This is a genomic window from Streptomyces sp. NPDC004031 (assembly GCF_053604375.1).
The window spans coordinates 72,038-94,889 of record NZ_JBSGHL010000030.1; the positions used below are offsets into that span (position 1 = coordinate 72,038).

Consider the following 22,852-nt stretch of genomic DNA (forward strand, 5'->3'; position numbering starts at 1 on the left):
AAGGCCCGGCCGGCTTCGGATGCGGCGGTGCGTGGGCGACCTGCGGTCAGCCCTTGCTCGGAGCCGTGTCCTTCGGTGCGGGCTTCGGCGTCCGGATCACCAGGAAGGTGACCAGTGCGGCGGCCGCGCTGAAGACCGTGCCGAGCGTGAGGGCGCTGGAGATGCCCTCGGAGAGGATGTGGTCGGCCTTCGCCAGGGCCTGGGCGCCGGCGTCCCTGGTGGCGTCACGGGTGGCGGACCCGAACCTGGTGATCAGGATCGCGATGCCGAGCGAACCGCCGATCTGCTGCATCGACTGGAGGAGACCCGCCGCGGCACCGGAGTCCTGCGGCGGTACGCCGGCCAGGATGGTGATGTTCAGCGGCACGAAGCTGAGGCCCGCGCCGATGCCGAAGAGCAGCAGCGGTCCGAACACGCCGGCCGCGTAGGAGCTGTTCTCGTCGATCTGGAAGCCCCAGATGACACCGCCGGTGATCAGCAGGTTGCCGGTCAGCATCAGCATCTTGGGGCCGAACTTCGGCAGCAGCTTCGGCACGAAGCGGGCGGTGAAGAAGAGGCCGAGCGCCAGCGGCAGGAAGGCGAAGCCGGTCTCCATCGGGTTGAGGTCGAGCACGTCCTGGAGGAACAGGGTCAGGAAGTAGAACATCCCGAACATGGCCGCCGACAGCAGCAGCATGTTGCTGTAGCCCGCGCTCCGGTTGCGGACGTTGAGCAGTTTCAGGGGCAGCAGCGACTGCTCGGCGCGCGTCTCGATGAAGACGAACGAGGCCAGGAGCAGCACCGCGGCGGCGAAGCACAGGAGTGCGGTGCCGTCGCTCCAGCCGTCGGTGGAGACCCGGATGAAGGCGTAGACCAGCGAGACCAGGCCCGTGGTCGACGTGGCCGCGCCGGGCAGGTCGAAGCGGCCCGGGTGGCGCGGAGGCTCCTTGATGAAGCGGGGGGCGAGCACCACGATCGCGATGCCGACCGGGACGTTCACGAAGAACACCCAGCGCCAGGAGGCCAGGTCCGTCAGCACGCCGCCGAGGATGAGGCCGATGGCCGCGCCCGCGCCGGAGACCGTGGAGTAGATGCTGATGGCCTTGGTGCGCGCGGCGTCCTGGAAATTGGTGACGATCAGGGCGAGCGTGCTCGGGGCGGCGACGGCGGCACCGACGCCCTGCACGGCGCGCGCGGTGATCAGGACGGCCTCGTTGCCCGCGAGACCGGCGGCCAGCGAGGCCGCGGTGAACAGGATGATACCGGCGATGAAGACCCGGCGCCGCCCGAGGATGTCGCCGGCCCGGCCGCCGAGCAGCAGCAGGCCGCCGAAGGCGAGGGTGTAGGCGTTGATGACCCAGGCAAGGTTGGTGCTGGAGAAGTCGAGGCTCTTCTGGAGCGAGGGCAGGGCCACGTTCACGATCGTCGCGTCGACGATGACCATCAGCTGACAGGCCAGGATGACCAGCAGGGTGATCGTGCCCGTGTTCCTGGCTTCGTCGCCGTGGACGGGTGGCGTTCCGGAGGTCTTGGCTTGGGGGGCCGACGAAGTCGACATGGGTGTCTCCGCGGAGTGATGATGCAAGAGCATCAGTGGACCATTTAAGGAACAGTGATGTTCACTATAGGGGTGCCGGAATACCTTCGCAACAGATTCCGGCCCGCCCCGAACCAGGAGGACGTGATGAGCGCAGTGGTCGACCGGGATTCGCAACTCGCGCGTGCCGCGAAGGACTCCGGGCACGCCGGAACCAGACGCCGGGGCGCCGTGCTGGAGAAGGCGATCTTCGAGGCGGTCTTCGAGGAGCTACGGAACGTCGGGTACGGCAGGCTGACGATGGACGGCGTCGCCAGCCGTGCGCGCACCGGCAAGGCGGGCCTGTACCGCCGCTGGGACAGCAAGGAGACACTCGTCCTGGACGCGCTGCGCAACGTGCTGCCGATCCCCGGCGAGCTGCCGACCGAGAGCAACGTGCGCGACGACATCCTGATGCTGCTGCGCTGCATGCAGACCGCCCTCAACTCCGCCCACGGCGCCGTGCTGCCGGCCGCCGCGGCCGATGTCGAGGGCGGGTGCGCCCGCACCGTGCGCGACTGCGTCATCCAGCCCTGCCGCGAGATGCTGATGCAGGCGCTCGACCGGGGTGCCGCCCAGGGAGAGGTCCGGCCCGGGGCGATCACCGCGACGATGGTGGGCATCGGGCCCTCCATGCTCGTCGGGCGGGTCGTCACCGACGGCGCGCCGATCCCCGACGAGTACGTCGTCTCGCTGGTCGACGACGTGCTGATGCCGCTGGTCAGGAGCTGACCGGGCGCCGCGGACCGGCCGGGGCGGCTCAGTCCTCGGCCGGCCGCGGCCGAGCCTCGCCGAACCAGTACCCGAGGGCGGCGCGCAGTCCGGGGCCGTCCGTGCCCTCCGGGTCGACGAAGGCCGCGTACCCGTCCGGCCGCACCAGGAGCACCCCCGCGGGCAGGCCGTCGGCGGGCCGGGCCTCGACCGCGTCCACCCGGTCCGCCCACGGCGCGGCGGTGCCGCCCGCCAGGCCCCGGCCCGAGGTGTCCAGGACCACACCGCGCGCCGCCTGCAGGGTGTGCGGGACGGTGGAGGGGCCGTCCGGGGTCTCCAGGTCCACGTGCGGCACCCGGCGCCCGAGCAGCGGGTGCGGCGGCGTGCCGTCCGGCACCGGGTAGCGGATGCCCAGCGCCGTCAGCACCTCCACCAGGTACTCCCGGACCTCCTCGAACTGCAGCAGGCCGGTGAACAGCTCCCGCAGCGGCAGGACGTCGTCCAGCGGGTGCAGCAGGGCCTCCTGGGCCTGGGTGTTGAGCGTGAGCCGGGCGCCGACCGGATGGCGCTCGGCGTGGTAGGTGTCCAGCAGGCCGGGCGGGGCCCAGCCCTGGACGGCCGCCGCGAGCTTCCACCCCAGGTTGACCGCGTCCTGCACGCCGGTGTTCAGCCCCTGCCCGCCGAACGGCAGATGGATGTGCGCCGAGTCCCCGGCGAGGAACACCCGGCCGGCGCGGTAGGTGTCGGCCAGCCGGGTCGCACTGCCGAAGCGCGACAGCAGGTGCCGCTCGCCGATCCGCACGTCGATGCCGATGACACGCTTGACCGCCTCCTCGAACTCCGCGGGCGCGACCGGCAGGTCGCGGCCGGGCGGGACGACGTCGAACTCCATCGTGGTGAGCCGGTGCACGCCCGGCTCCATCGGGATCTGCGCGAACAGCCCGCCCTGGGTGAGTTCGGGCATGTGGACGTTGCGGTCCGGGTCGATCAGCCGGACGTCGCCGGTGATGCCGTTGACGCTGGAGCCGGTGCCCGGGAAGCCGATGCCGGCGAGCTTGCGCACCGTGCTGGAGCCGCCGTCGGCGCCGACCAGGTACGCGCCCCGCAGCCGGTACGCGTCCTCCTCGGTGCGCACCTCGACGGTGACCCCGTCCTCGTCCTGGGTCATGCCGACCACCTCGTGGACCCGCCGCACGTCCGCGCCGAGCTTGAGCGCGTGCTGCTCCAGGCGCACCTCGATGTCCCGCTGCGGGACGCGCTTGGCGACCAGCGCCGGGTCGATGATGTCCTTCAGCTCCAGCAGGCCGAAGTTGTAGGTACGGGCCTGGCCGTACTCGTCGAACCAGTCCAGGCCGCGCTGGCGGAAGGTCTCCAGCGAACGGGCCTGGAGCGTCTGGGCTCGCGACCACTCCGGCGCCTCGGCGAGCCGGTCGAGGACGACGACCTCGACCCCGTGCAGGCGCAGCTCACAGGCCAGCATCAGGCCGGTGGGGCCTGCGCCGGCGATGACGACCGTACGACTCATGGTGGGACTCCTCTGATGTTCGCTGACGGGTCGCGGACGGCTCCGGGCCACCGGCGCCGGAACGGTCCGGTGTCGGGGCGGTCCGGTGTCGGGGCGGCCTCAGCGGGGCGGGCCGAGGAGGCGGCGACGGGCCCCCATGAGGGTGAGCAGGACGTCCAGGAGCGCGTGCGGCACTCCGTAGCCGCCGCGCATGCGCAGCACCGCCCGCACGTTCCACAGCCGGGTCTCCGCCACGTGCCGGGGCGAGGCGTGGACGTCGTCGTAGGTGTGCAGCCGCAGGGAGGGCAGGTTGGCGCGCAGCCGCTCGACGTCGCCAGCCGGGATGATCTCGTCGCGCAGGCTCACCGTGCACGCCACCGGGACGTCGAGCGCGGCGAGTTCCTCGTCCTTGAGCACCCAGCCGGCCAGCTCGGTCCCGAGTTCCCCGGCGGGCACCCCGGTCAGGTGCGCGAGGGTGTCGACGGTGATCCGGGGCAGCGCGCGCTGCCAGTCGGCGTCGGTGAAGAAGTCCTGGACCGGCGCGCCCGCCAGCACCAGCCCGCGCAGCCGCGGGTCGTGTCCCGCGGCGCGCAGCGCGAGGTGACCGCTGAAGCTCAGCGCCACCGCGTAGGTCTCCTCGACCTTGGCGCGGCCGGCGAGGGCGTCCAGCAGCGCGGGCAGCATCCGCCAGCTCTCGGCGTCGTAGCGAAGGGTGTTCGTGCCCGTGCCGGGGACCTCGGTGACCACCATCGCCATGCCGAGCCGGTCGGCCAGCGCCAGCAGCGGGGCCCACTGCTCCTTGATGCTGACGATCCCTCCGCAGACCAGCAGCAGCGGCCTCGGCTCGGTGTCGGACAGACCGGCGGCCCAGGCGCCGACGTCACCGCCGGGCAGTTGCACGTCGACCCGCTCGATACCCGGCTGGGTGCGCCGCCAGCGTTCGAACAGCTCGGCGCAGCGGTCGAGGGCGCGCTGCCGGGGCGGACCGTCGACGTACGGGAAGCGTGCCATCGCGTAGCTGCGGATCGCCTCCGGCAGCTTGCCCTCGAGTTCCAGCTCGTCGCCGTCGCGGGACCACTCGTGGACCCATGAGCCGGGGCCGTCCCCGTCGGAGGTGATCTGCGCCAGGACCCGCTCGTAGCGCTCGGCGGGGATGTTCTGCGCCTTGGCGTGCACCACGACGAACTGCTTGAGCTCGGTGACGTCGTTCATGCGGTGCCTCCGGGGGCGGCCTTGAAGGACTCCAGGTCCTCCTTGGTCTCGGTGAGGATGTCGGCCGCCTCGGCGCCGTCGATGACGCGGTGGTCGAAGGCGAGGCTCAGCCGCATGACCGGTGCGACGGCCAGCTCACCGCCGCGCACCACCGGGCGGTCGGCGATCCGGCCCACGCCCAGGGTGACCGGGGTGCCGCCCACCGAGTGGAAGCCGTCCACGGCCCGGTGGCCGAGGGAGGTCACCGAGAAGGTGCCCATCCGCTGGGCGCGCTTGCCCAGCGGGCGCACCGCCCGCCGGAAGGCGGCCTGCGCGATCGGGCGGGGCAGCTTGTGCAGCAGCGGCAGGCCCGCGTACTGGGGCAGCCGCTCGGGGTCGGAGTCGCGGTAGTGCTCCAGTTTGTCCTGGATCTCGTCGAGATCCGACCGGTCGAGGTCGGGCAGCACCGCGGAGAGCACGACCCGCTGCCCGCTCCAGGTCCTGTCCAGGGTGATCTTGCCGTGCGCCCCGGGGCTGGCCGCGACCTTCGGGAGCACCCCGCCGCCGACGGCGACATTGGCCTGCGGGTGGCGCACCATCACCCGGCCTGCGGTGTGCAGCACGTAGGCGATCACCGAGTGGCGCCGCCCGGTCTCCTCCGCCCGGTGACCGAGCACCCGTCCCATGTCCACCTCGGTGTCGAGGAACACCGGCGAGAAGGGGCGGATCTCCTCCAGGAAGTACAGCGTGTGCCGCCGCTGCCGCGGGACCTGGGCGCCCGTCACCTCGGGACCGCCGTACGAGCGATGACGTCCACTGTCGTTCCTTCCTGAGCGTCGTGGCTCTGTCCGTGCGGGGCGTGCGGCGGCGCGTGGGCATCCGCCCCGTCGTCCGCCCTCCCGCTCACGGTCGGCCCCACCCCTAAAGCCGGGCTTAGCAGTCGCTGCTGCGCCCGGCCGGGGCAGCGGGTCAGCCCACCTGCGAGAGCAGGGGCTGAAAGGTGCCGGTGAGGCCGAAGACGCCGGCGAGGATCTCGTACGAGCGCTTGCGGGCGGTGTGGTCGTGGATGAGGCTGAACGCCATCAGCTCGTCGGCGCCGGTCCGGGCCATGAAGTCCTCGGTCTTGCGGCGCAGGGTCTCCGGGCCGCCCACCAGGTGGCGGGCCAGACGGGAGGCCAGGAACTCGCGCTCGGCGTCGGTGTACGGGTACCCGGCGGCCTCCTCCGGGCTGGCGTACGGGCCGACGTAGCCCTTGCGCATGGTGATCGCGGCCAGCCCCAGGGTGGACCACAGCCGCTCGGCCTCGGCATCGGTGTCCGCGGCCACCAGCATCGAGGTGACGAGCGAGTACGGGCGCTCCAGCACGGCGGAGGGCTGGAACTGTTCGCGGTACAGCTCCAGCGAGGGAATACACGCGTCGCCGTTGAGGTGGGCGGCGAACGCGTACGGCAGGCCGAGGGCGGCGGCGAGCTGGGCGCTGGACGGGCTGCTGCCGAGGATCCACAGCGGCGGGTGGTTGTCGGCGGAGGCCGGCACCGCGCTGACCGGGCCGGCGCTGTCGAGGCCGCCGAAGTAGGACATGAGGTCGGTCAGCTGGCGCGGGAAGAGCGTTCCGTTGTGGGCGCCGGAGGGGCGTTCCAGCGCCTGCGCGGTCAGCGGGTCGACGGGGGCCCGGCCGATACCGAGGTCGATCCGCCCGGGGTGCAGGGCTTCCAGCAGGCCGAACTGCTCGGCGACCACCAGGGAGGAGTGGTTGGGCAGCATCACGCCGCCGGCGCCGACCCTGATCGACGATGTCGCGGAGGCTATCTGCCCGACCAGGACGGCGGGCGCCGAGCTCGCCTCCCCCGCGCTGTTGTGGTGCTCGGCCACCCAGTAGCGGTGGTAGCCGAGGCGGTCGGTGTGCTTGGCCAGGTCGAGGGAGTTGCGGATCGCGTCCACGGGCGTCGAGCCGGACGGCACCGGGGCGATGTCGAGGACGGAGAGCAGGAAGGAGGTGTCAGGCACGCCGGGTTCCGTTCGTTCGGGTCTTGGGTGTGGGTCATTGCGCGGGCAGGGACAGCGGTGGCCGCCGGCCGTCCGGACCGGGGGCGGCAGTGGGGGCCGGCAGGGGGTTCCAGGCGTCCTCCGCCCTGGGCAGGGCGGAGAGCAGCGCCTTGGTGTACGCGTGGGACGGCCGGTGGAAGACCTCGTCGACCGGGCCGCTCTCCACCAGCTCGCCGTCGCGCATGACCAGGACGCGGTCGCTGAGGTGGTTGACCACCCCGAGGTCGTGCGAGATGAAGAGCAGCGACAGGCCGAGGCGTTCTCGCAGGTCCCCGAACAGGTCGAGGATCTGGGCCTGCACGGACACGTCGAGCGCCGACACCGGCTCGTCGCACACCAGGACCTTGGGCCCGGGGGCTAGGGCCCTGGCGATGGCGACCCGCTGGCGCTGCCCGCCGGAGAGTTCGAGCGGACGGCGGTCGATCAGGAGGGGGTCGAGCCCGACCAGTTCGAGCAGTCCGGTGGCTTGGCCGCCGTCCCGGGACGGCAGCGCCTCGGCGACGATCCGCCGCACCGTCCAGCGCGGGTCGAAGGAACCGAGCGGGTCCTGCTGCACGAGCTGGATCCGGCCCCGCCGCTCGCGGCGCGCCCCCTCCGGGCGGCCGGACCACGGCTCGCCGAGCAGCCGTACCTCGCCGTGGTCGGGGGCCAGCAGGCCCATGACGATGCGCGCCACGCTGGTCTTCCCCGAGCCGGACTCGCCGACCAGGCCGAGGGTCTCCCCCTCGTGCAGGACGAACGAGACGTCCCGTACGGCGGTGTGGCGGCCGCGGCCGGTCGTCCGGAAGGACTTCGCCAGCTCCGACACCTCCAGCACCGGTGTGCCGGCTGCCTGCGCCGGGGCCCGGCGCACGGTCGGCGGCGGTGTCCAGGGCGCGTCCAGGCGCAGGCAGCGGGCGGTGTGGCCGGGTCCGGCCGCGACCGGTGCGGGCGGCTCGGTACGGCAGAGGTCGGTGGCCAGCGGGCACAGCGGCGCGTAGTGGCAGCCCCCGGCGCCCCGCGGTCCGGCGGTGTCCGGGGCCGCCGGCTCCGTGCGTGCGGGTCCCGCCAGCCGGTGGCCGCGGGTGTCGCCCGCGGGGACCGCCGCGAGCAGCCGACGGGTGTACGGGTGCGCCGGGGAGCGCAGCACCTCGCCGGTGGGGCCCTCCTCGACCACCCGGCCGGCGTGCACCACCATCACCCGGTCCGCCAGCCGCGCGACCACCGCGAGGTCGTGGCTGATCAGCAGGACCGCGGTGCCGGCGCGCTTCCGGGCTGCCAGCAGGTCCAGGATGCGGGCCTGGACGGTGACGTCCAGCGCGGTGGTCGGCTCGTCGGCGATGAGCACCTCCGGGCCGGCGGCCAGCGCGGAGGCGATCAGCGCACGCTGGCGCTGGCCGCCGGAGAGCTGGTGGGAGTACTGCCGGGCCCGGCGGGGCGCTTCGGGCAGCCCGACCTCCTCCAGCAGCGCCACCGCGCTGTCCCACAGCTGCCGCCGCGGTGCCGGCCGGTGGTTGCGCAGCGTCTCGGCGACCTCGTGGCCGACCCGCCGCAGCGGGTCGAGCGAGACCAGCGCGTCCTGCAGCACCAAGCCGATCCGCCCGCCGCGCACACTCCGCCACTCACGCTCGGGCAGCGCCCGCAGGTCGGTGTCGCCCAGCTCCAGCCGGTCCGCGGTGACGGTGGCGGTCGGGCCGACCAGGCCGAGCAGAGCCCGTGCGGTGACGCTCTTCCCGGAGCCCGACTCCCCGACGATGGCGAGGCATTCGCCGGCGTGCAGGCTGAAGCCGAGGTCGTGCACGGCCACGGTCGGGCCGTGCGGTCCCGGGAAGGTGACCCGCAGCCCCTCGACGGCGACCAGCGGGACGGGGGTGTCAGTGTCAGGCACCGGGACTCCGCCCTTCGAAGCGCCGGCGCAGATCCCGGCCGACGACGTTGATGGTGAGCACCGTGACGGTGACGGCCACGCCCGGCAGGACCGCCGGGGCCCAGGCGATGTCCAGGAGGTCCCGGTTCTGCGAGAGCATCGCGCCCCACTCGGGACTCGGCGGCTTCGGCCCGAGTCCGAGGAAGCTCAGCGACGATCCGGCGATGATGGCGGTGCCGACACCGACCGTCGCGAACACCAGCAGCGGCGGAACGGCGTTGGGCAGCAGATGGCGCAGGTAGATCCAGGCCCGGCGGCGGCCCAGCACGGTGGCTGCCTGGACGTATCCGGAGTCCCGGATGACCAGGGCCTGGCCGCGGGCGAGCCGGGTGAAGCCGGGGGTCAGGGAGCAGCCGATCGCCAGGACGGCGTTCCGGGTGCCGGGGCCGAGCATGGCGACCACCAGCAGTGCCAGGAGCAGGCCGGGGAAGGCCAGCAGGATGTCGGTCACCCGCATCACGATCTCGTCCACCACCCGGCCGCCGGCGGCGGACAGCACCCCGAGCAGCGTGCCGGCGACGACCGCGATGCCGGTGGCGCCCAGGCCGACGGCCAGTGAGGGACGGGCGCCGTGGACGATCCGGCTGTAGAGATCCTGGCCCAGTTCGTCGGTGCCGAGCAGATGCGCCTTGCTCGGGCCCTTCAGCGCGTCCAGCGGCTGGACGGCGTCCGGGGCCTGGTGGGCCAGCAGGCCGGGCCAGAGCACGGCCACCGCCAGCAGCGCCAGTACGGCCCAGGCGACGATTACGGTGACGGGCGGGCGGCGCCCGGTGACCCGGCTGCGGACCTGTCCGCGGGTGCGGATTGCGGTCAGGGCGCTCATGCCGGGCCTCCGAACTGCGGGCGGGGACGGTGGGCGCGGCCCCGGGCCAGGACCAGCAGGCCGCGGCGCAGCGCGGCGAGTTCGGTGCGGGGATCGCCCTCGACGACCAGCAGGTCGGCTTCCAGACCGGCCCGCAGCCGTCCCGTCCGGTGGCCTATGCCCAGGGCGTCGGCGGCGGAGGAGGTAGCGGCGGCCAGGACGGCGGTGTTGTCGAGGCCGGCGCGCGCGAACCACTCCAGGCCGTCGACGTAGCGGCCGAATCCGGCGCCGGGGATGCCGGCGTCCGTCCCGGCCAGCAGCCGCACCCCCTGCTCGTACTGGTGCGTGACCAGGTCGAGCCAGGGCTGCACGCCGCTCTCACCGATGCGCCGGACGGACTCGGAGAGTACGGAGCTGAACGTCGGACAGACCGCGATGCCGTCGGCGGCGATCTGCTTGATCAGCTCGGCGGCGGCCCCGTCGGGCCCGCGGACGGCGCCGGGCGGCGGCATGAACGAGCAGTGCTCCAGTGTGTCGACCCCGGCGGCGAGGGCGGTCTTCACCCCGGCCGTGCCGTGCACGTGGGCGGCGACCTGGCGCCCGAACCGGCGGGCCTCCGCCACGGCCACCCGCACCTCGGACTCGGTGAACTGGGCGGTCCACGGGGCGGGTCCGTCGGGGGTGAGGCCGCCACCTGTTGCCATCACCTTGATGACGTCGGCGCCGGCCTGCACGTTGCGCCGGACCACCGCCCGGATCTCCTCCGGCCCGTCGGCCTGGCCGCCGAAGTACCAGCAGTGCCCGCCGGTCACGGTGACCGGCGCGCAGGCGGCCAGCACGCGCGGGCCGGGCAGCTCTCCGCGGGCGACAGCGTCGCGCAGCGCCACCGCCAGTCCGCCGCGGTCGCCGAGGTCGCGCACCGTGGTGACGCCGCTGTCCAGCAGCTCCTGGGCGCGTCCGGCCATCGCCAGCAGCAGGGTGCGGTCGTCGGAGGCGTCCAGCCGGGCCACCGCGTCGCTCTCCCCGCTCAGCGCGAGGTGCACATGGCAGTCGATCAGCCCGGGGAGGACGGTCGCCCCGGGGAAGTCGTGGACGGGCGTCTGCGGCGGGGCCTGGCGGCGGATCTCCTGGTACGTCCCCACGGACTCGATCCGCCCGTCGGCCACCAGCACCGCCCCGTCGGCGATGGCCTCGTCCACCGGGTCGGGCACCACCAGCTCCGCGTGGAGGATGTGGGCTGTCACAGCTGCGCCTCTCTCAGTCGGGGATCGACGACGCGGTAGAGCAGGTCGACGACGAGGTTGATCAGCACGAAGGCCAGGGCCGAGATGACGACCACGCCGGTGACCATGGGCAGGTCCCGGCCGGAGATGGCGGTGGCCATGACCCGGCCCAGGCCCTGCCGGGTGAACACGGTCTCGATCACGACCGCGCCGCTGAGCAGGGTGCCGACCGCCCAGCCGGAGAGCGTCACCAGCGGGATGAGCGCGTGCCGCAGCGCGTGCCGGGTCAGCAGCGCCGAACGGCTGGTGCCCCGCGCCATGGCGCTGAGGGCGAACGGCTCGCGCAGCACGTTCTCCATGCCCTCGCGCAGTACCTGGGCGAACGGCCCGACCATGCCGGCCGCCAGGGTGAGGGCGGGCAGCACCAGGCCGTCCAGCCCCGTCCCGCCGGTGGCGGGGAACAGGTGCCACCGGAAGGAGAAGAGCGTCAGGAGCAGGATGCCGACCCAGAAACTCGGGCTGGAGCTGAGCACCAGCTCGCCGGTGGAGGACAGCGCCCGCAGCCACGGCCGGCGCCCGGCAGTGGCCAGGGCCAGCAGCAGCGCGAGACCGAGAGCGAGGACGAAGCCGGCCAGGGCCAGCTGGACGGTGGGCCCGAGCTGGTCGCGGATGACATCGCTGACATCGGCGTTGAGCTGGAAGGAGTGGCCGAGGTCGCCGCGGACGAGGTGACCGAGGAAGTCGCCGTAACGGACGATCAGCGGGTCGTCCAGGCCCAGGTCGGACCGGACCTGGGCGACGGACGCCGGGGTGGCGGCCGTCCCTCCCAGGACGATCTGGACCGGGTCGCCGGGTGCCAGCTGCAGCGCGCCGAACGCGAGGGTGGCGGCGCCGAGCAGCACCAGCACGGACAGCGCCAGCCGGCGGGCCAGCCACCGCAGCGTGCCCGTCACTGACCCCTCCCCTTCGACACGTCGTAGAAGAGCGGGAAGCCGGTGGCGTCGGAGCGCAGCCCGGTCACGTCCTTGGCGAGCCCGATGAGGTAGTTGGGGACGTACACCGGCATGACCAGGGCGTGCTGGACCACGTAGTCCTGGACCTTGACGTACAGGGCGTTGCGGGCCTCACCGGCCGGTGCGCCGGCGGCGCTGCTCAGCCATCCGTCCAGCTGCGGGTCGGAGACCTGGAGGACGTTCATGCCGCCCTTGGTCGGGACCTGGTCCGATGCGAACAGGGTGCGCAGGATGTCGGGCTCGGCCCGGATGGTGCTGGAGTCCCAGATGTCGGCGTCAGCGGACATCACGCGCGTGGTGTAGCTGCCGGTGTCCAGGCCCTGGCGGTCGATCTCGATGCCGACCTTCTTGGCGTCGGCGACGATGCCCTGACCGAGGATGTCCCGCTGCTCGCGCAGCAGTTGGGTGGCGAACGGCCATGCGAGGGTGAGCCGCTTGCCGTCCTTGACCCGGTAGCCGGCGGAGTCCTTCTGCTTCCAGCCGGCCTCGTCGAGCAGCTGGTTGGCCACGGCCGGGTCGTAGGTCCAGCTCTTCTCCAGGTCCTTGGCGTAGCCGACGGTGCTGGGGCCGAGCACGCTCCAGGCGCGGGTGTACTGCTTGAAGTACACGCTGGAGACGAGCTGGTCGAGGTCGATCGAGCGCTGCAGCGCGGTACGGACCTTCTCGTCGGCGAGCGGGCCGCGGTTGCTGTTGAAGTGCAGGGTGTACACGCCGCCGGGCGCGTCCGTCTTGACGACCTGGTACTTCGGGTTGGCCCTCACCCCCGCCGCGCGGGAGGGCGACAGATCGGCGATGCCGTCGAGCTGGCCGCTGGTCAGCGCGCCGATGCGGACGGAGTCCTCCTGGATGAACTGGAAGCTGATGCCGTCGAGGTGGGCCGCGCCGGTGTGCTGGGCGGAGGCCGGGCCCCAGGCGTACGCGGGGTTCTTGGTCAGGTCCACGCGCTGCTTCTTCGTCCAGTCCGCGAAGCTGAACGGGCCCGAGCCGATCGGGTGGGCGCATATCTCGCCGGCGTCCCGCTTGAGCGAGGCGGGCGACTGGATGCCCAGGTAGGCGGTGCTGAGGGCCTGGAGGATCGGGGTGTACGGGCGGGACAGGCGTATCCGCACGGTGTGCGGATCGACGACGTCCGCGCCGGCGAACGGGCCGAGCAGGCCGACGGCGTACTGGGACTTGGTCCTGGGATCGACGGCGTGGTCGAGGGTCGCCTTGACGGCGGCGGCGTCCAGCGGTGTGCCGTCCTGGAAGACCACCCCGGAGCGCAGGTGGAAGGTGTAGGCGGTGCGGTCCTTGGAGATCTCCCAGCTCTGGGCCAGCCAGGGCTTGACCGTCCCGTCGGACGTGAAGTCGACCAGCGAGTCGAAGACGTTGCGGTCGATCAGTGCAGCCACGTCCAGCGGCGTGACCTGCGGATCCAGGCAGGACGGCTCGGTCTCGAGGGCGAACTTGAGGGTGCCGCCGGCGGTGGTCCCGGACGAACTGGTCGATCCGGAGCTGCCCCCTCCGCAGGCCGCCGCCGCGGGGGCGAGGAGCAGGACGGCCGAGGCGAGCAGGGCCGCGTATCTCGGCCGGCCGTGCCGGCCTCCATGTCTGCGCGTGCTCGCGCGGGTGGGCACGGTCGGGCTGTGGGGACTCGGGGTGTGGGGATAGCGCAAGGTTCCGTCTCCTCGTGCGCGTGGCTGGTGGATGAGAGCGCCGCAGGGTCGTCCCGACGGTGCCGGCGGTTCGTGGCGGCACTCTGTCCCCGGCCTCTAAAACGGGCCTTAACAGGCCAGGCGCGAACGGGGGCGCGAACGAGGGGCAGACGTGCGCGGGTGTCGGGTGCGGGCACGGAGGGGTCAGCTCGCGCGCAGGAGGTCCAGTCGGCCGTCGTCCAGCAGGATCGAGCGCTGGAGGTCGCGCAGCGCCCGGCCGGGCTCGATGCCCAGCTCGGAGTTGAGGGTGCTGCGGACGTTGGCGTAGACCCGCAGCGCGTCGCTCTGCCGCTCCGAGCGGTACAGGGCCAGCATCAACTGCCGGTGGAAGGCCTCGCGCAGCGGGTGCTCGGCCGTCAGGCTGTAGAGCTGGCCGACCAGTTCGCGATGGCAGCCGAGTTCGAGGTCGGCGTCCGTCCGCATCTCGATGCACTCGAGCCTGGCCTCTTCGGCCCAGGCCGCGAAGGAGTTGACGGTCTGGCCGTGCCGCAGCTCGCTGAGCACCGGGCCGCGCCACAGCGTCAGCGCCTGGCCCAGCACCGCGGAGGCCTCCTCGTGGCGGTTCCGCTTCATCGCGGTGCGGCCACGGGCCACCAGCTGCTGGAACTCGTGGACGTCCAGCGTGTCGTCGCCGAGGCTCAGCAGATAGCCGGGCGAGTGGGTGGCGATCGGGTTCTCGGGCCGGTCGGGCCGGTCGAGGAACTTGCGCAGCTGCGAGACGTACACATGGAGAGCGGCGGTCGCCCTCCTGGGGGCCTGCTCGCCCCACAGCTCCGCGGTGAGGTGGGACACGGTCACCACCTGGTCGACGCGGATCAGCAGGACGGCCAGTAATGTCTCGATCTTGCGTGCGGACACGGCGGAGACTGCTTCCCCGTCGCGCACCCGCAGACTTCCCATGATTTCGTAGCGCATCGAAGATTCCCCGTCTCTTCGTCCAGCTTTCGGGACGCGCCCTCCCGGACGCCCTTCAGCGCGAGAGGCTCTGGTACTGCCCGTCGTGGTAAAGCAACGGACGGCCGTTCTCGCGGTACTCGGTGTGCCGTGGCTCGGCGATCACGAGCGTGTGATCACCGGCGGACACCCGGTCGACCACCCGGCAGACCAGGAGTGCGAGCACGTCCGACAGCACCGGTACGCCGTAGGGCCCCGGCTGCCACGCGGTGGGCGCGGCGAAGCGGTCGATGCCGCTCCGGGCAAAGGTCGCGGCGACTTCGCCCTGCTCCTCGGTGAGCAGGTGAACCGCGACGTGGTCGGCTGTCGCGAACGCGGGCCAGGAGGAGGCGGTACAGCCGAGCCCGAAGGACAGCAGCGGTGGATCCGCGGACAGGGACACCACCGATGTGGCCGTGAATCCGGCCGGTGCCTCACCACTGGTCGTCACCACTGCTACTCCAGTGGCGTGGTGCCGGAGCACCCGTCGGAAGACAGCACCGCTCACTGGTGCGTACATCACCACTTTCCCTCAATTCGTAGCGCACATGACAATGCCCTGCTATTCCCAGCAGGGCATCGTCGCCTGTGACTTCAGCTTCTCTCGGACCCCGGTGGTCCCACATCTGCGAAACTACTTACGTACCGGTGTGATCTGAGTAACCTTCGCTCCGCCCCGGTGGTCAGCCGGCGGCGAGTTCCTTGCCCAGATGGGCGACCAGCCCGGCGGGCGTCGGGTGTTCCAGCACCACCACCGGGGGCAGCTCCAGCGCGGTGGCTTCGCACAGCCGGTTGCGCAGTTCGAGGGCCGTGAACGACGAGAACCCGCTGTCGACGAAGGACAGCCCGAAGTCCAGACCGTCCGGGTCGCCGTGGCCCAGCACCTCGGCGGCCAGGCCGCGCACCAGATCCTCCAGCACCTCCCGCCGGCCGTCCTCGTCCAGAGCGCCCAGCCGCTCCCGCAGCCGGGCCGCGGCTCCCCCGGCCGAGGGCTCCCCCGGCGCGGCCGCCGGCGCCGGCCCGGCCTCCGCCAGCGCCGCCAGCAGCGGGACCGGCCCGTCCTCGGCGAGCGCGGCCCAGTCGAGGTCCAGCAGCGCCTGCGGGACGGCGACGCCCGACAGATCGACCCGGCCCAGCAGCGGTTCGGCTTCTGTCTGCCGAAGCCCCGGACGCACCCAGTCCTCCTCGCCCGTCCACGGGCCGCGGACCACCACCGTCCCGGGGAGCCCGGCGGCCCGGCGTCGCGCCACCGCTGCCTCCGCGTACGCGGCTCCGGCCGCCTCACCTGCGGTGCCCGGCTCGCCCAGCACGCCGACGGTACGCGCGAACAGCAGGAAGACGTCCAGGTCCAGCCCGGCCGTCGCCTCCTCCAGCGCGCGCAGCCCGGCGACGGGCCGGCTCAGACGCACCAGCCTGCCCTGGCGGTTGCCCGGGTCCGCTTCGCGCGGCCCGCCACCGGTGTGGATCACCGCGGTCACCGGCTCCTGCGGCGGAGCGGCGGCCAGCAGCGCGGCCAGCACACCCGGCTCCGCCGGGCCCCCCGATCCGGTCGCCACCGCCACGCCCGCCGCGGCCAGTTCCGCCGCCAGCGCCTCGCCGGGGGCGGACGTCAGCAACAGCCTGCGGGCGCCGAGGCCCACCAGCCAGCGCACCACCGGGTCCGGCCCCTCGCCCGCCACCAGCACGGTTCCGCCCGGCCGCCACGCCGCCGCCGCGGATCCCTCCGTCCCGGGTGCCCGGACCAGCCGCCGGGCGAAGACGCCGTCCGGGCGGACCGCCAGCTGGTCGATGCCCGGCGCCTCCCCGGCCAGCACCCGGGCCAGCCGGCGCTCGGCCGCCTCGTCCGGCGCACCCGCCACGTCGATCTGGCCGCCCGCGTGCAGCCGCGGCTCGGTGAAGGCCGCCGTCATCACTCCCTGTGCCAGGGCCTGCTCCACGTCCGGGGTCTCGCCGGCCACCGACACCGCGCCCGAGGTGACGCACCACAGGGGCACGTCGAGGGACATCTCGCCCATCTGGTGCTCCAGCATCAGGGAGGTCACCAGGCCGCCCGGCAGAGACGGCTCCCACGGGTGGGCAGCGGTGTCCAGCGCGAGCAGCGAGAGCACGCCGGTGATCTGCACCCGCTCCGCCTCGACGGCGGTCACCAGCCGTTCCAGCATCACCGCGGGCTGGTCGTGGGCGCGCCCCAGCTCCACCCGCACCACCTTGCCGCCGCCGGCGGCCAGCACCCGCTCCGCGGCCGCCGCCCAGGGGTGGCCGGCCGCCGCCTCCGGGACGACCAGCAGCCAGTCGCCCGAGGGGCCCGCCGTACCGCTGTCCACCGTCGGCTGCCACCCGAGCCGGTAGCGCCATCCGGCGCTGCGCCGCCGGCCGGACAGGGCGGGGAGCAGCCGCTCCAGCGCCTCCCGGCCCGCCGCGTCCAGCCCGAGGGTCGCCGCCAGGCCCGCGGTGTCCCCGCCGTCCACCAGGCCCCAGAAGCCGTCGTCCTGCGACTCCGCCGCCTCCGCCTGCCGGCGCGGCGCGTCCAGCCAGTAGCGCCGCCGCTGGAACGCGTACGTCGGCAGCTCCGCGCGCAGGTCCCGCGCGGGCTCCGGCAAGCCGGCCCTCCAGTCCACGGCTCCGCCGCGCACCCACACCTGGGCGAGCGCGTTCTGCACCGACACCGGCTCGGGGCGGTCGCCGCGCAGCAGTGGTGCGAGCAGCGCCGGATCGGCTGCCAGGGCGTCCCTGACGATCGCGGTGAGCACCGCGTCGGGCCCCAGCTCCAGGAAAGCGTTCACGCCGCGGTCCGCCAGGAAGCGCACGCCGTCCAGGAACCGCACCGTGCCGCGGATCTGCTGCGCCCAGTACTCCGGCGAGCGCAGTTGCTCCACGGTCGTCGCCACACCCGTGACGTTGGAGACCACCGGGATCGACGGCTCGCGGAAGTCCAGCCGCGCGACGGTCTGCCGGAACTCCTCCAGCACGCCGTCCATGTGCGCCGAGTGGAAAGCGTGGCTGACCTTCAGCCGCTTGGTGCGCCGCCCCGACGACCGCCACCGGGCGGCCACCTCGGCCACCGCCACGGCGTCACCGGACACCACCGTCGCCTGGGGGCCGTTGACCGCGGCGACCGCGAGCACGCCCTCGGAGCCGGCCAGCAGCGCCAGCGTCTCCTCCTCGGTGGCCTGGAGCGCCACCATCGCCCCGTCGGCCCGTGCGGACTGCATCAACCGGCCGCGGACCGCAACGAGTTCGGCCGCGTCGTCGAGGGAAAGCACCCCGGCGGCATGGGCCGCCGCCACCTCGCCCACCGAATGACCGAGCAGATAGTCCGCGGTGACGCCGCGGTGCTCCAGCATCCGGTACAGCGCCGTCTCGACCGCGAACAGCGCGGCCTGCGCGTAGTCGGTCCGGTCGAGCAGTGCCGCCTCGGGCGAACGCGGCGCTGCGAACAGCACGTCGAACAGCGGGTGTTCCAGGTGTCGGTCCAGCCGCTCCGCCACTGCCTTCAGCGCGCGGGCGAAGACCGGCTCCTCCGCGGCCAGTTGACGCCCCATGCCGAGCCGCTGGCTGCCCTGCCCGGTGAACAGGAAGGCGGTCGCGCCGTCCGGGCGGCCGTGGCCGTGCCCTTCGACGACGCCGGGGCCGGCGCCGTCCCGGGCCAGCGCCCGCAGCGCGCTCAGCCGCCGGTCGCGGTCGGCCGCCACGACGACCGCGCGGTGGTCGAGTTCCGCCCGGCCCGCGAGCACTCGGGCCACCTCGGCCTCGGTGACGTCCTCCCGCCCTGCGACGTACTCCGCCAGCCGCCCGGCCTGCTCGCGCAGGGCCGCCGCGGAACGCGCCGACAGCGGCCAGGCCGGAGCCGCGCCGGTCCCTTCCCGCTCGCCGTCGTCGGTGACCGCCGGGGCCTCCTCGACGATCACATGGGCGTTGGTGCCGCTGATCCCGAACGAGGACACCCCCGCCCGGCGCGGACGCCCCGCGTCCTCCCACGGCGCCGGCTCGGTGAGCAGCTCGACCGCCCCTGCCGTCCAGTCGACCTGCGCGGAGGGCGCGTCGACGTGCAGGGTCCTCGGCAGCGTCCGGTGGCGCATCGCCATCACCATCTTGATGACTCCCGCGACACCGGCCGCGGCCTGGGTGTGGCCGATGTTCGACTTGATCGACCCCAGCCGCAGCGGCCTGTCCTGCGGCCGCCCCTGCCCGTAGGTGGCCAGCAGGGCCTGCGCCTCGATCGGGTCGCCGAGCGTCGTGCCGGTGCCGTGCGCCTCCACGGCGTCCACATCGGCCGGTTCCAGCCCCGCGTCGGCCAGCGCCTGCCGGATCACCCGTACCTGGGACGGCCCGTTCGGCGCGGTCAGCCCGTTGGAGGCGCCGTCCTGGTTCACCGCCGTCCCGCGGATCACCGCGAGCACCGGGTGGCCGTTGCGCTGCGCGTCCGACAGCCGCTCCAGCAGGAGCAGCCCGGCCCCCTCCGAGAAGCCGGTGCCGTCCGCGGAGTCCGCGAAGGACCGGCAGCGGCCGTCCGGAGAGAGGCCGCGCTGCCGGCTGAACTCCACGAACAGCCCCGGGGTGGACATCACCGCCACCCCGCCCGCCAGTGCCAGGTCCGTCTCACCCTGCCGCAGCGACCGGCTCGCCAGGTGCATCGCCACCAGCGAGGACGAGCACGCGGTGTCCAGCGTCACCGCGGGCCCCTCCAGCCCGAAGGTGTACGACACCCGGCCGGACGCGACACTGCCGGCGCTGCCGTTGCCGAGGAACGCCTCGTACTCCTCCGGGGCCTGCCCGAAGCGGCCCGCGTAGTCGTCGTACATCACGCCCGCGAAGACGCCCGTCCGGCTGCCGCGCAGGGACGCCGGATCGACCCCGGCCCGCTCGAACGCCTCCCAGGCCGTCTCCAGCAGCAGCCGCTGCTGCGGGTCGGTCGCTATCGCCTCGCGCGGGCTGATCCCGAAGAACGCCGGGTCGAAATCGCCCGCGTCGTGCAGGAACCCGCCCTGGCGGGTGTACGACGTACCGGCGCGATCCGGATCCGCGTCGTACAGCGCCTCCAGGTCCCAGCCGCGGTCCGCCGGGAAGCCCCCGACCGCGTCGACCCCGCCGTCGACCAGGCGCCACAGCTCCTCCGGGCTGCCGACCCCGCCCGGGAAGCGGCAGGCCATGCCGATGACCGCGATCGGCTCCTGCCGTCCGGCCTCCAGCTCGACCAGCCGCTGACGGGTCTTCTGCAGATCGGCCGTCACCCACTTGAGGTACTCGACCAGCTTGTCCTCGTTGCTCTCTGCCATGCTGCACAGCCCTCCGGGCGACGTTCGACGGGTCTGTCTGCTGTTCGGTCTGCGTGCGGTCCGGTCAGCTGCCGGCCCGGCCGAGCTGGATGTCGATGAAGTCGAAGATCTCGGCGGCCGAGGCGTCCCGGAGCCGGGCCTCGGCGTCCTCCTCCTCGGGCGCGGCCGGGCCCTGCGCCTCGTTCCATTTCAGCAGGACGTTCTGAAGCCGCGCTGTGATCGCCCGCCGGGTGTCCGGCTCCGACGGCGCCACCACGGCCAGGCTCGCCTCCAGCCGCTCCAGCTCCGCCATCGCCGCCGCGACCGCGGCCTCCGCCGGGTCGACCGGCTCCGGGGCGACCGAGTCCCGGACGAACGCGGCGAGCGCGGCCGGCGTCGGGTAGTCGAAGACCAGTGTCGCGGGCAGCTTCAGCCCGGTCGCCGCGTTCAGCCGGTTGCGCAGCTCGACCGCCGTGAGCGAGTCGAAGCCGAGTTCCTTGAACGCCCGGTCCGCGTCGACGCCGTCGGATTCCGCGTGTCCCAGCACCGCGGCCACCAGGCCCCGCACCAGGTCCAGCACCAGCGCCGTCTGGCCCGCCGCGTCCAGCCCGGCCAGCCTCGCCGGCGTCAGGGCCGAGGACTCCGCGGCACCCCTGCGGCGCGCCTGCACCAGCCCGCTCAACAGCGCCGGGAGCGTTCCCTCGACGCCCCGGGCGTGCAGCGCCGGACGGCTCAGCTCCACCGCCACCAGCGCCGCACGGTTCCCGCCCGCCGTACGGTCCAGCGAGCGGTCGAACAGCTCCAGGCCCGCCTCCGCCGACAGCGGCAGCAGACCGCTGCGCTCCACCCGGGCCAGGTCCGCGGCGTCCAGGTGACCCGTCATCCCGCTCTCCTGCTCCCACAGTCCCCAGGCCACCGCGGTCCCGGCCAGCCCGCCGGCTCGCCGGTGCCGGGCCAGCGCTTCCAGGAAGGCGTTCGCCGCGGCGTAGTTCGCCTGGCCCGCGCTGCCGCTCACCGCGGCGAAGGAGGAGAACAGCACAAAGGCGGCGAGGTCCAGACCCTCCGTCAACTCGTGCAGGTGCTGGGCCGCGTCGGCCTTCGGGCGCCACACGGTCTCGAAGCGGTCCGGCGTGAGTGACTCGAACACCCCGTCGTCCAGCACACCCGCCGCGTGCACCACCGCGGTCAGCGGGTGCGCGGCCGGCACGGACGCGACGATCCCCGCCAGTACGTCGCGGTCGGCCACGTCCCCCGCGACGAGTTCCGCCGAGGCGCCGAGCGCGCTCAGGTCCTCCAGCAGCTGTCCGGCGCCCGCGGCGTTCGGCCCACTGCGGCTGATCAGCAGCAGCCGGCGAACGCCGTGCTCGGCCGCCAGATGCCGGGCGACCAGGGCGCCCAGCGCACCGGTCGCCCCGGTCACCAGCACGGTGCCCTCCGGATCGAGTCCGGCGCCGGCCGGCGCCGTCGCCGCGCCCTGCTCCGGCACCACGGCCGCCAGCCTCGGCACGTACGCGAGCCCCTCGCGCAGCGCGAGTTGCGACTCCCCCACCGCCAGGGCCGCCGGAACGGCCTCCAGGCTCGCAGCGCCGCCGTCCACGTCCAGCAGCACGACGCGGTCGGGGTGCTCGGACTGCACCGACCGCAGCATGCCCCACAGCGGCGCGTGAGCGAGGTCCGGCACATCCTCCGCCGCACCGACGCCGATCGCCCTCCGGGTCACCACGACCAGCCGCGCGGCGGTCAACGCCGGTTCGCCCAGCCACTCCTGGACCAGAGCCAGCATCTCGTACGCGGCCGGGCGGGCGCCCTCGAAGCCTTCCGGCCCCTGCCCGCGCGGGACTCGGGTGACGAACACGGTGTCCGGTGCGGGTGCGCCCGCCGCCACGGCCGCACGCAGCTCGGCGAGGTCCGCGAAGGCCGGCGCCGCGCCGAGCACGGCAGCCAGGCCGAGCGGGTCCTCCCCGAGGACGGCCGACAAGCCGGCCCCGGCGCCCCCGTCCGCCCGCGCGGGCACCCAGTCCACCGCGTACAGCGGGTGGGCGGCGGGGCTGAGCGCGGCGAGCTGGGCGGTGGTCGTCTCGCGGACGGTGAGGGCGTCGGCGGTGATGACGGGGGTGCCGGTGGGGTCGGTGGCGGTGAGGGCGTGGGTGTTCTCGCCGGTGGTCGTCCAGTGGACGTGCAGGGTGGTCGCGCCGGTGGCGTGGAGGGTGACTCCGCTCCATGCGAACGGCAGCAGTACGGACGGCTTGGCCCCACCCTGCGCGGCGGCGTTCTCCTCCTCGGTGAGCAGGAGGGCGTGCAGAGCCGCGTCGAGGAGGGCCGGGTGGATACCGAACGCGCCGGTGGTGTCGGTGGCGGTGTCGTCGGCGGGCAGGTTGATCTCGGCGGAGACGTCCCCGTTGTGGTGGCGCCAGGCCGTTTGCAGGCCCTGGAACAGCGGCCCGTACTCGTAACCCCGGGCGGCGAGACGCTCGTAGAGACCGTCCACATCGACGGGTTGGGCGTCGGTGGGAGGCCATGCCGACGCGTGCTCGGCCACTTCCGCGGTCTGGGTGGTGAGGCGGCCGGTGGCGTGCCGGGACCAGGGGCCGTTCCCGTCGTCGGGCCGGGAGTGCACGGCCAGCGTGTAACCGCCGTCGTCGGGGGTGAGGGTGGCCTGCAACTGGACGGCCTGGCCTTCGGTGATCACCAGTGGTGCGTGCAGGGTGAGGTCTTCGAGGTGTCCGGCGCCGACACGGTCGCCGGCTGCGACGGCCAGGTCGACGAACGCGGTGCCCGGCAGCAGCACACTGCCCAGCACCATGTGATCCGCCAGCCACGGCTGAGCCGCGAGAGACAGCCTGCCCGTGAGAACCGCACCACCCTCATCCGCCAGATCCACCGCCGCACCCAGCAGCCCGTGCCCGGCCACAGCCAGACCGAGACCGGCGGCATCACCGGCAACCGCGGGGGCTTCGAGCCAGTACCGCTGCCGCTGGAACGCATACGTCGGCAGATCAACAGTCCGGCCACCGCTCAG

Annotated in this window: 15 protein-coding genes; 1 reads left to right on the forward strand and 14 read right to left on the reverse strand. The window is 73.6% G+C overall.

All coding sequences use genetic code 11. The features are described from left to right. Positions 1-46: 46 nt before the first annotated feature. Positions 47-1,537 (reverse strand): MFS transporter, encoded by a 1,491-nt coding sequence (locus tag ACWERV_RS20325; RefSeq protein WP_452934842.1) that lies wholly within the window; start codon positions 1,535-1,537, stop codon positions 47-49. A 126-nt stretch (positions 1,538-1,663) separates the two neighbouring features. Between ACWERV_RS20325 and ACWERV_RS20330 the strand changes: the two genes are divergently transcribed. Further along, entirely contained in the window at positions 1,664-2,287 is a 624-nt protein-coding gene (locus tag ACWERV_RS20330; protein ID WP_398190879.1) for a TetR/AcrR family transcriptional regulator, read from the forward strand. Positions 2,288-2,315: 28 nt separating this feature from the next. Here ACWERV_RS20330 and ACWERV_RS20335 read toward each other — a convergent pair whose 3' ends face one another. The 13 genes from ACWERV_RS20335 to ACWERV_RS20395 all read right to left on the reverse strand — a co-directional run. Further along, positions 2,316-3,791, reverse strand: coding sequence for an FAD-dependent monooxygenase (locus ACWERV_RS20335; protein WP_452934844.1), 1,476 nt, complete (start codon positions 3,789-3,791; stop codon positions 2,316-2,318). Positions 3,792-3,890: 99 nt separating this feature from the next. Beyond that, complete coding sequence (locus ACWERV_RS20340) at positions 3,891-4,982, reverse strand: alpha/beta hydrolase (RefSeq protein WP_452934848.1); 1,092 nt, start codon at positions 4,980-4,982, stop codon at positions 3,891-3,893. Beyond that, positions 4,979-5,746 (reverse strand): 2-oxo acid dehydrogenase subunit E2, encoded by a 768-nt coding sequence (locus ACWERV_RS20345; protein ID WP_398190888.1) that lies wholly within the window; start codon positions 5,744-5,746, stop codon positions 4,979-4,981. The genes ACWERV_RS20340 and ACWERV_RS20345 overlap by 4 nt, the downstream gene beginning before the upstream one ends. A 184-nt stretch (positions 5,747-5,930) precedes the next feature. Then, the gene (locus tag ACWERV_RS20350) at positions 5,931-6,968 is read right to left on the reverse strand and encodes an LLM class flavin-dependent oxidoreductase (protein ID WP_452934852.1); all 1,038 of its coding nucleotides are present in this window, start codon (positions 6,966-6,968) and stop codon (positions 5,931-5,933) included. A 34-nt stretch (positions 6,969-7,002) separates the two neighbouring features. Beyond that, on the reverse strand, positions 7,003-8,874 hold the full coding sequence (locus ACWERV_RS20355) for a dipeptide ABC transporter ATP-binding protein (RefSeq protein ID WP_452934854.1): 1,872 nt from the start codon (positions 8,872-8,874) through the stop codon (positions 7,003-7,005). Beyond that, complete coding sequence (locus ACWERV_RS20360) at positions 8,867-9,736, reverse strand: ABC transporter permease (RefSeq protein ID WP_452934857.1); 870 nt, start codon at positions 9,734-9,736, stop codon at positions 8,867-8,869. Before ACWERV_RS20360 ends, ACWERV_RS20355 begins: the two co-directional genes overlap by 8 nt. After that, entirely contained in the window at positions 9,733-10,959 is a 1,227-nt protein-coding gene (locus ACWERV_RS20365) for an amidohydrolase family protein (protein ID WP_452934860.1), read from the reverse strand. The genes ACWERV_RS20360 and ACWERV_RS20365 overlap by 4 nt, the downstream gene beginning before the upstream one ends. Further along, positions 10,956-11,891, reverse strand: coding sequence for an ABC transporter permease (locus ACWERV_RS20370; RefSeq protein WP_452934862.1), 936 nt, complete (start codon positions 11,889-11,891; stop codon positions 10,956-10,958). Before ACWERV_RS20370 ends, ACWERV_RS20365 begins: the two co-directional genes overlap by 4 nt. Continuing rightward, complete coding sequence (locus ACWERV_RS20375; RefSeq protein ID WP_452934865.1) at positions 11,888-13,567, reverse strand: ABC transporter substrate-binding protein; 1,680 nt, start codon at positions 13,565-13,567, stop codon at positions 11,888-11,890. Before ACWERV_RS20375 ends, ACWERV_RS20370 begins: the two co-directional genes overlap by 4 nt. 222 nt (positions 13,568-13,789) lie before the next feature. Then, positions 13,790-14,503, reverse strand: a complete 714-nt coding sequence (locus ACWERV_RS20380) for an AfsR/SARP family transcriptional regulator (RefSeq protein ID WP_452934868.1) — start codon at positions 14,501-14,503, stop codon at positions 13,790-13,792. A gap of 112 nt (positions 14,504-14,615) precedes the next feature. Beyond that, entirely contained in the window at positions 14,616-15,098 is a 483-nt protein-coding gene (locus ACWERV_RS20385) for a flavin reductase family protein (protein WP_398190911.1), read from the reverse strand. A 163-nt stretch (positions 15,099-15,261) separates the two neighbouring features. Beyond that, complete coding sequence (locus ACWERV_RS20390; protein ID WP_452934871.1) at positions 15,262-19,854, reverse strand: type I polyketide synthase; 4,593 nt, start codon at positions 19,852-19,854, stop codon at positions 15,262-15,264. A 64-nt stretch (positions 19,855-19,918) separates the two neighbouring features. Next, the coding region (locus tag ACWERV_RS20395) for a type I polyketide synthase (RefSeq protein WP_452934873.1) at positions 19,919-22,852 on the reverse strand (2,934 nt) is incomplete at its 5' end.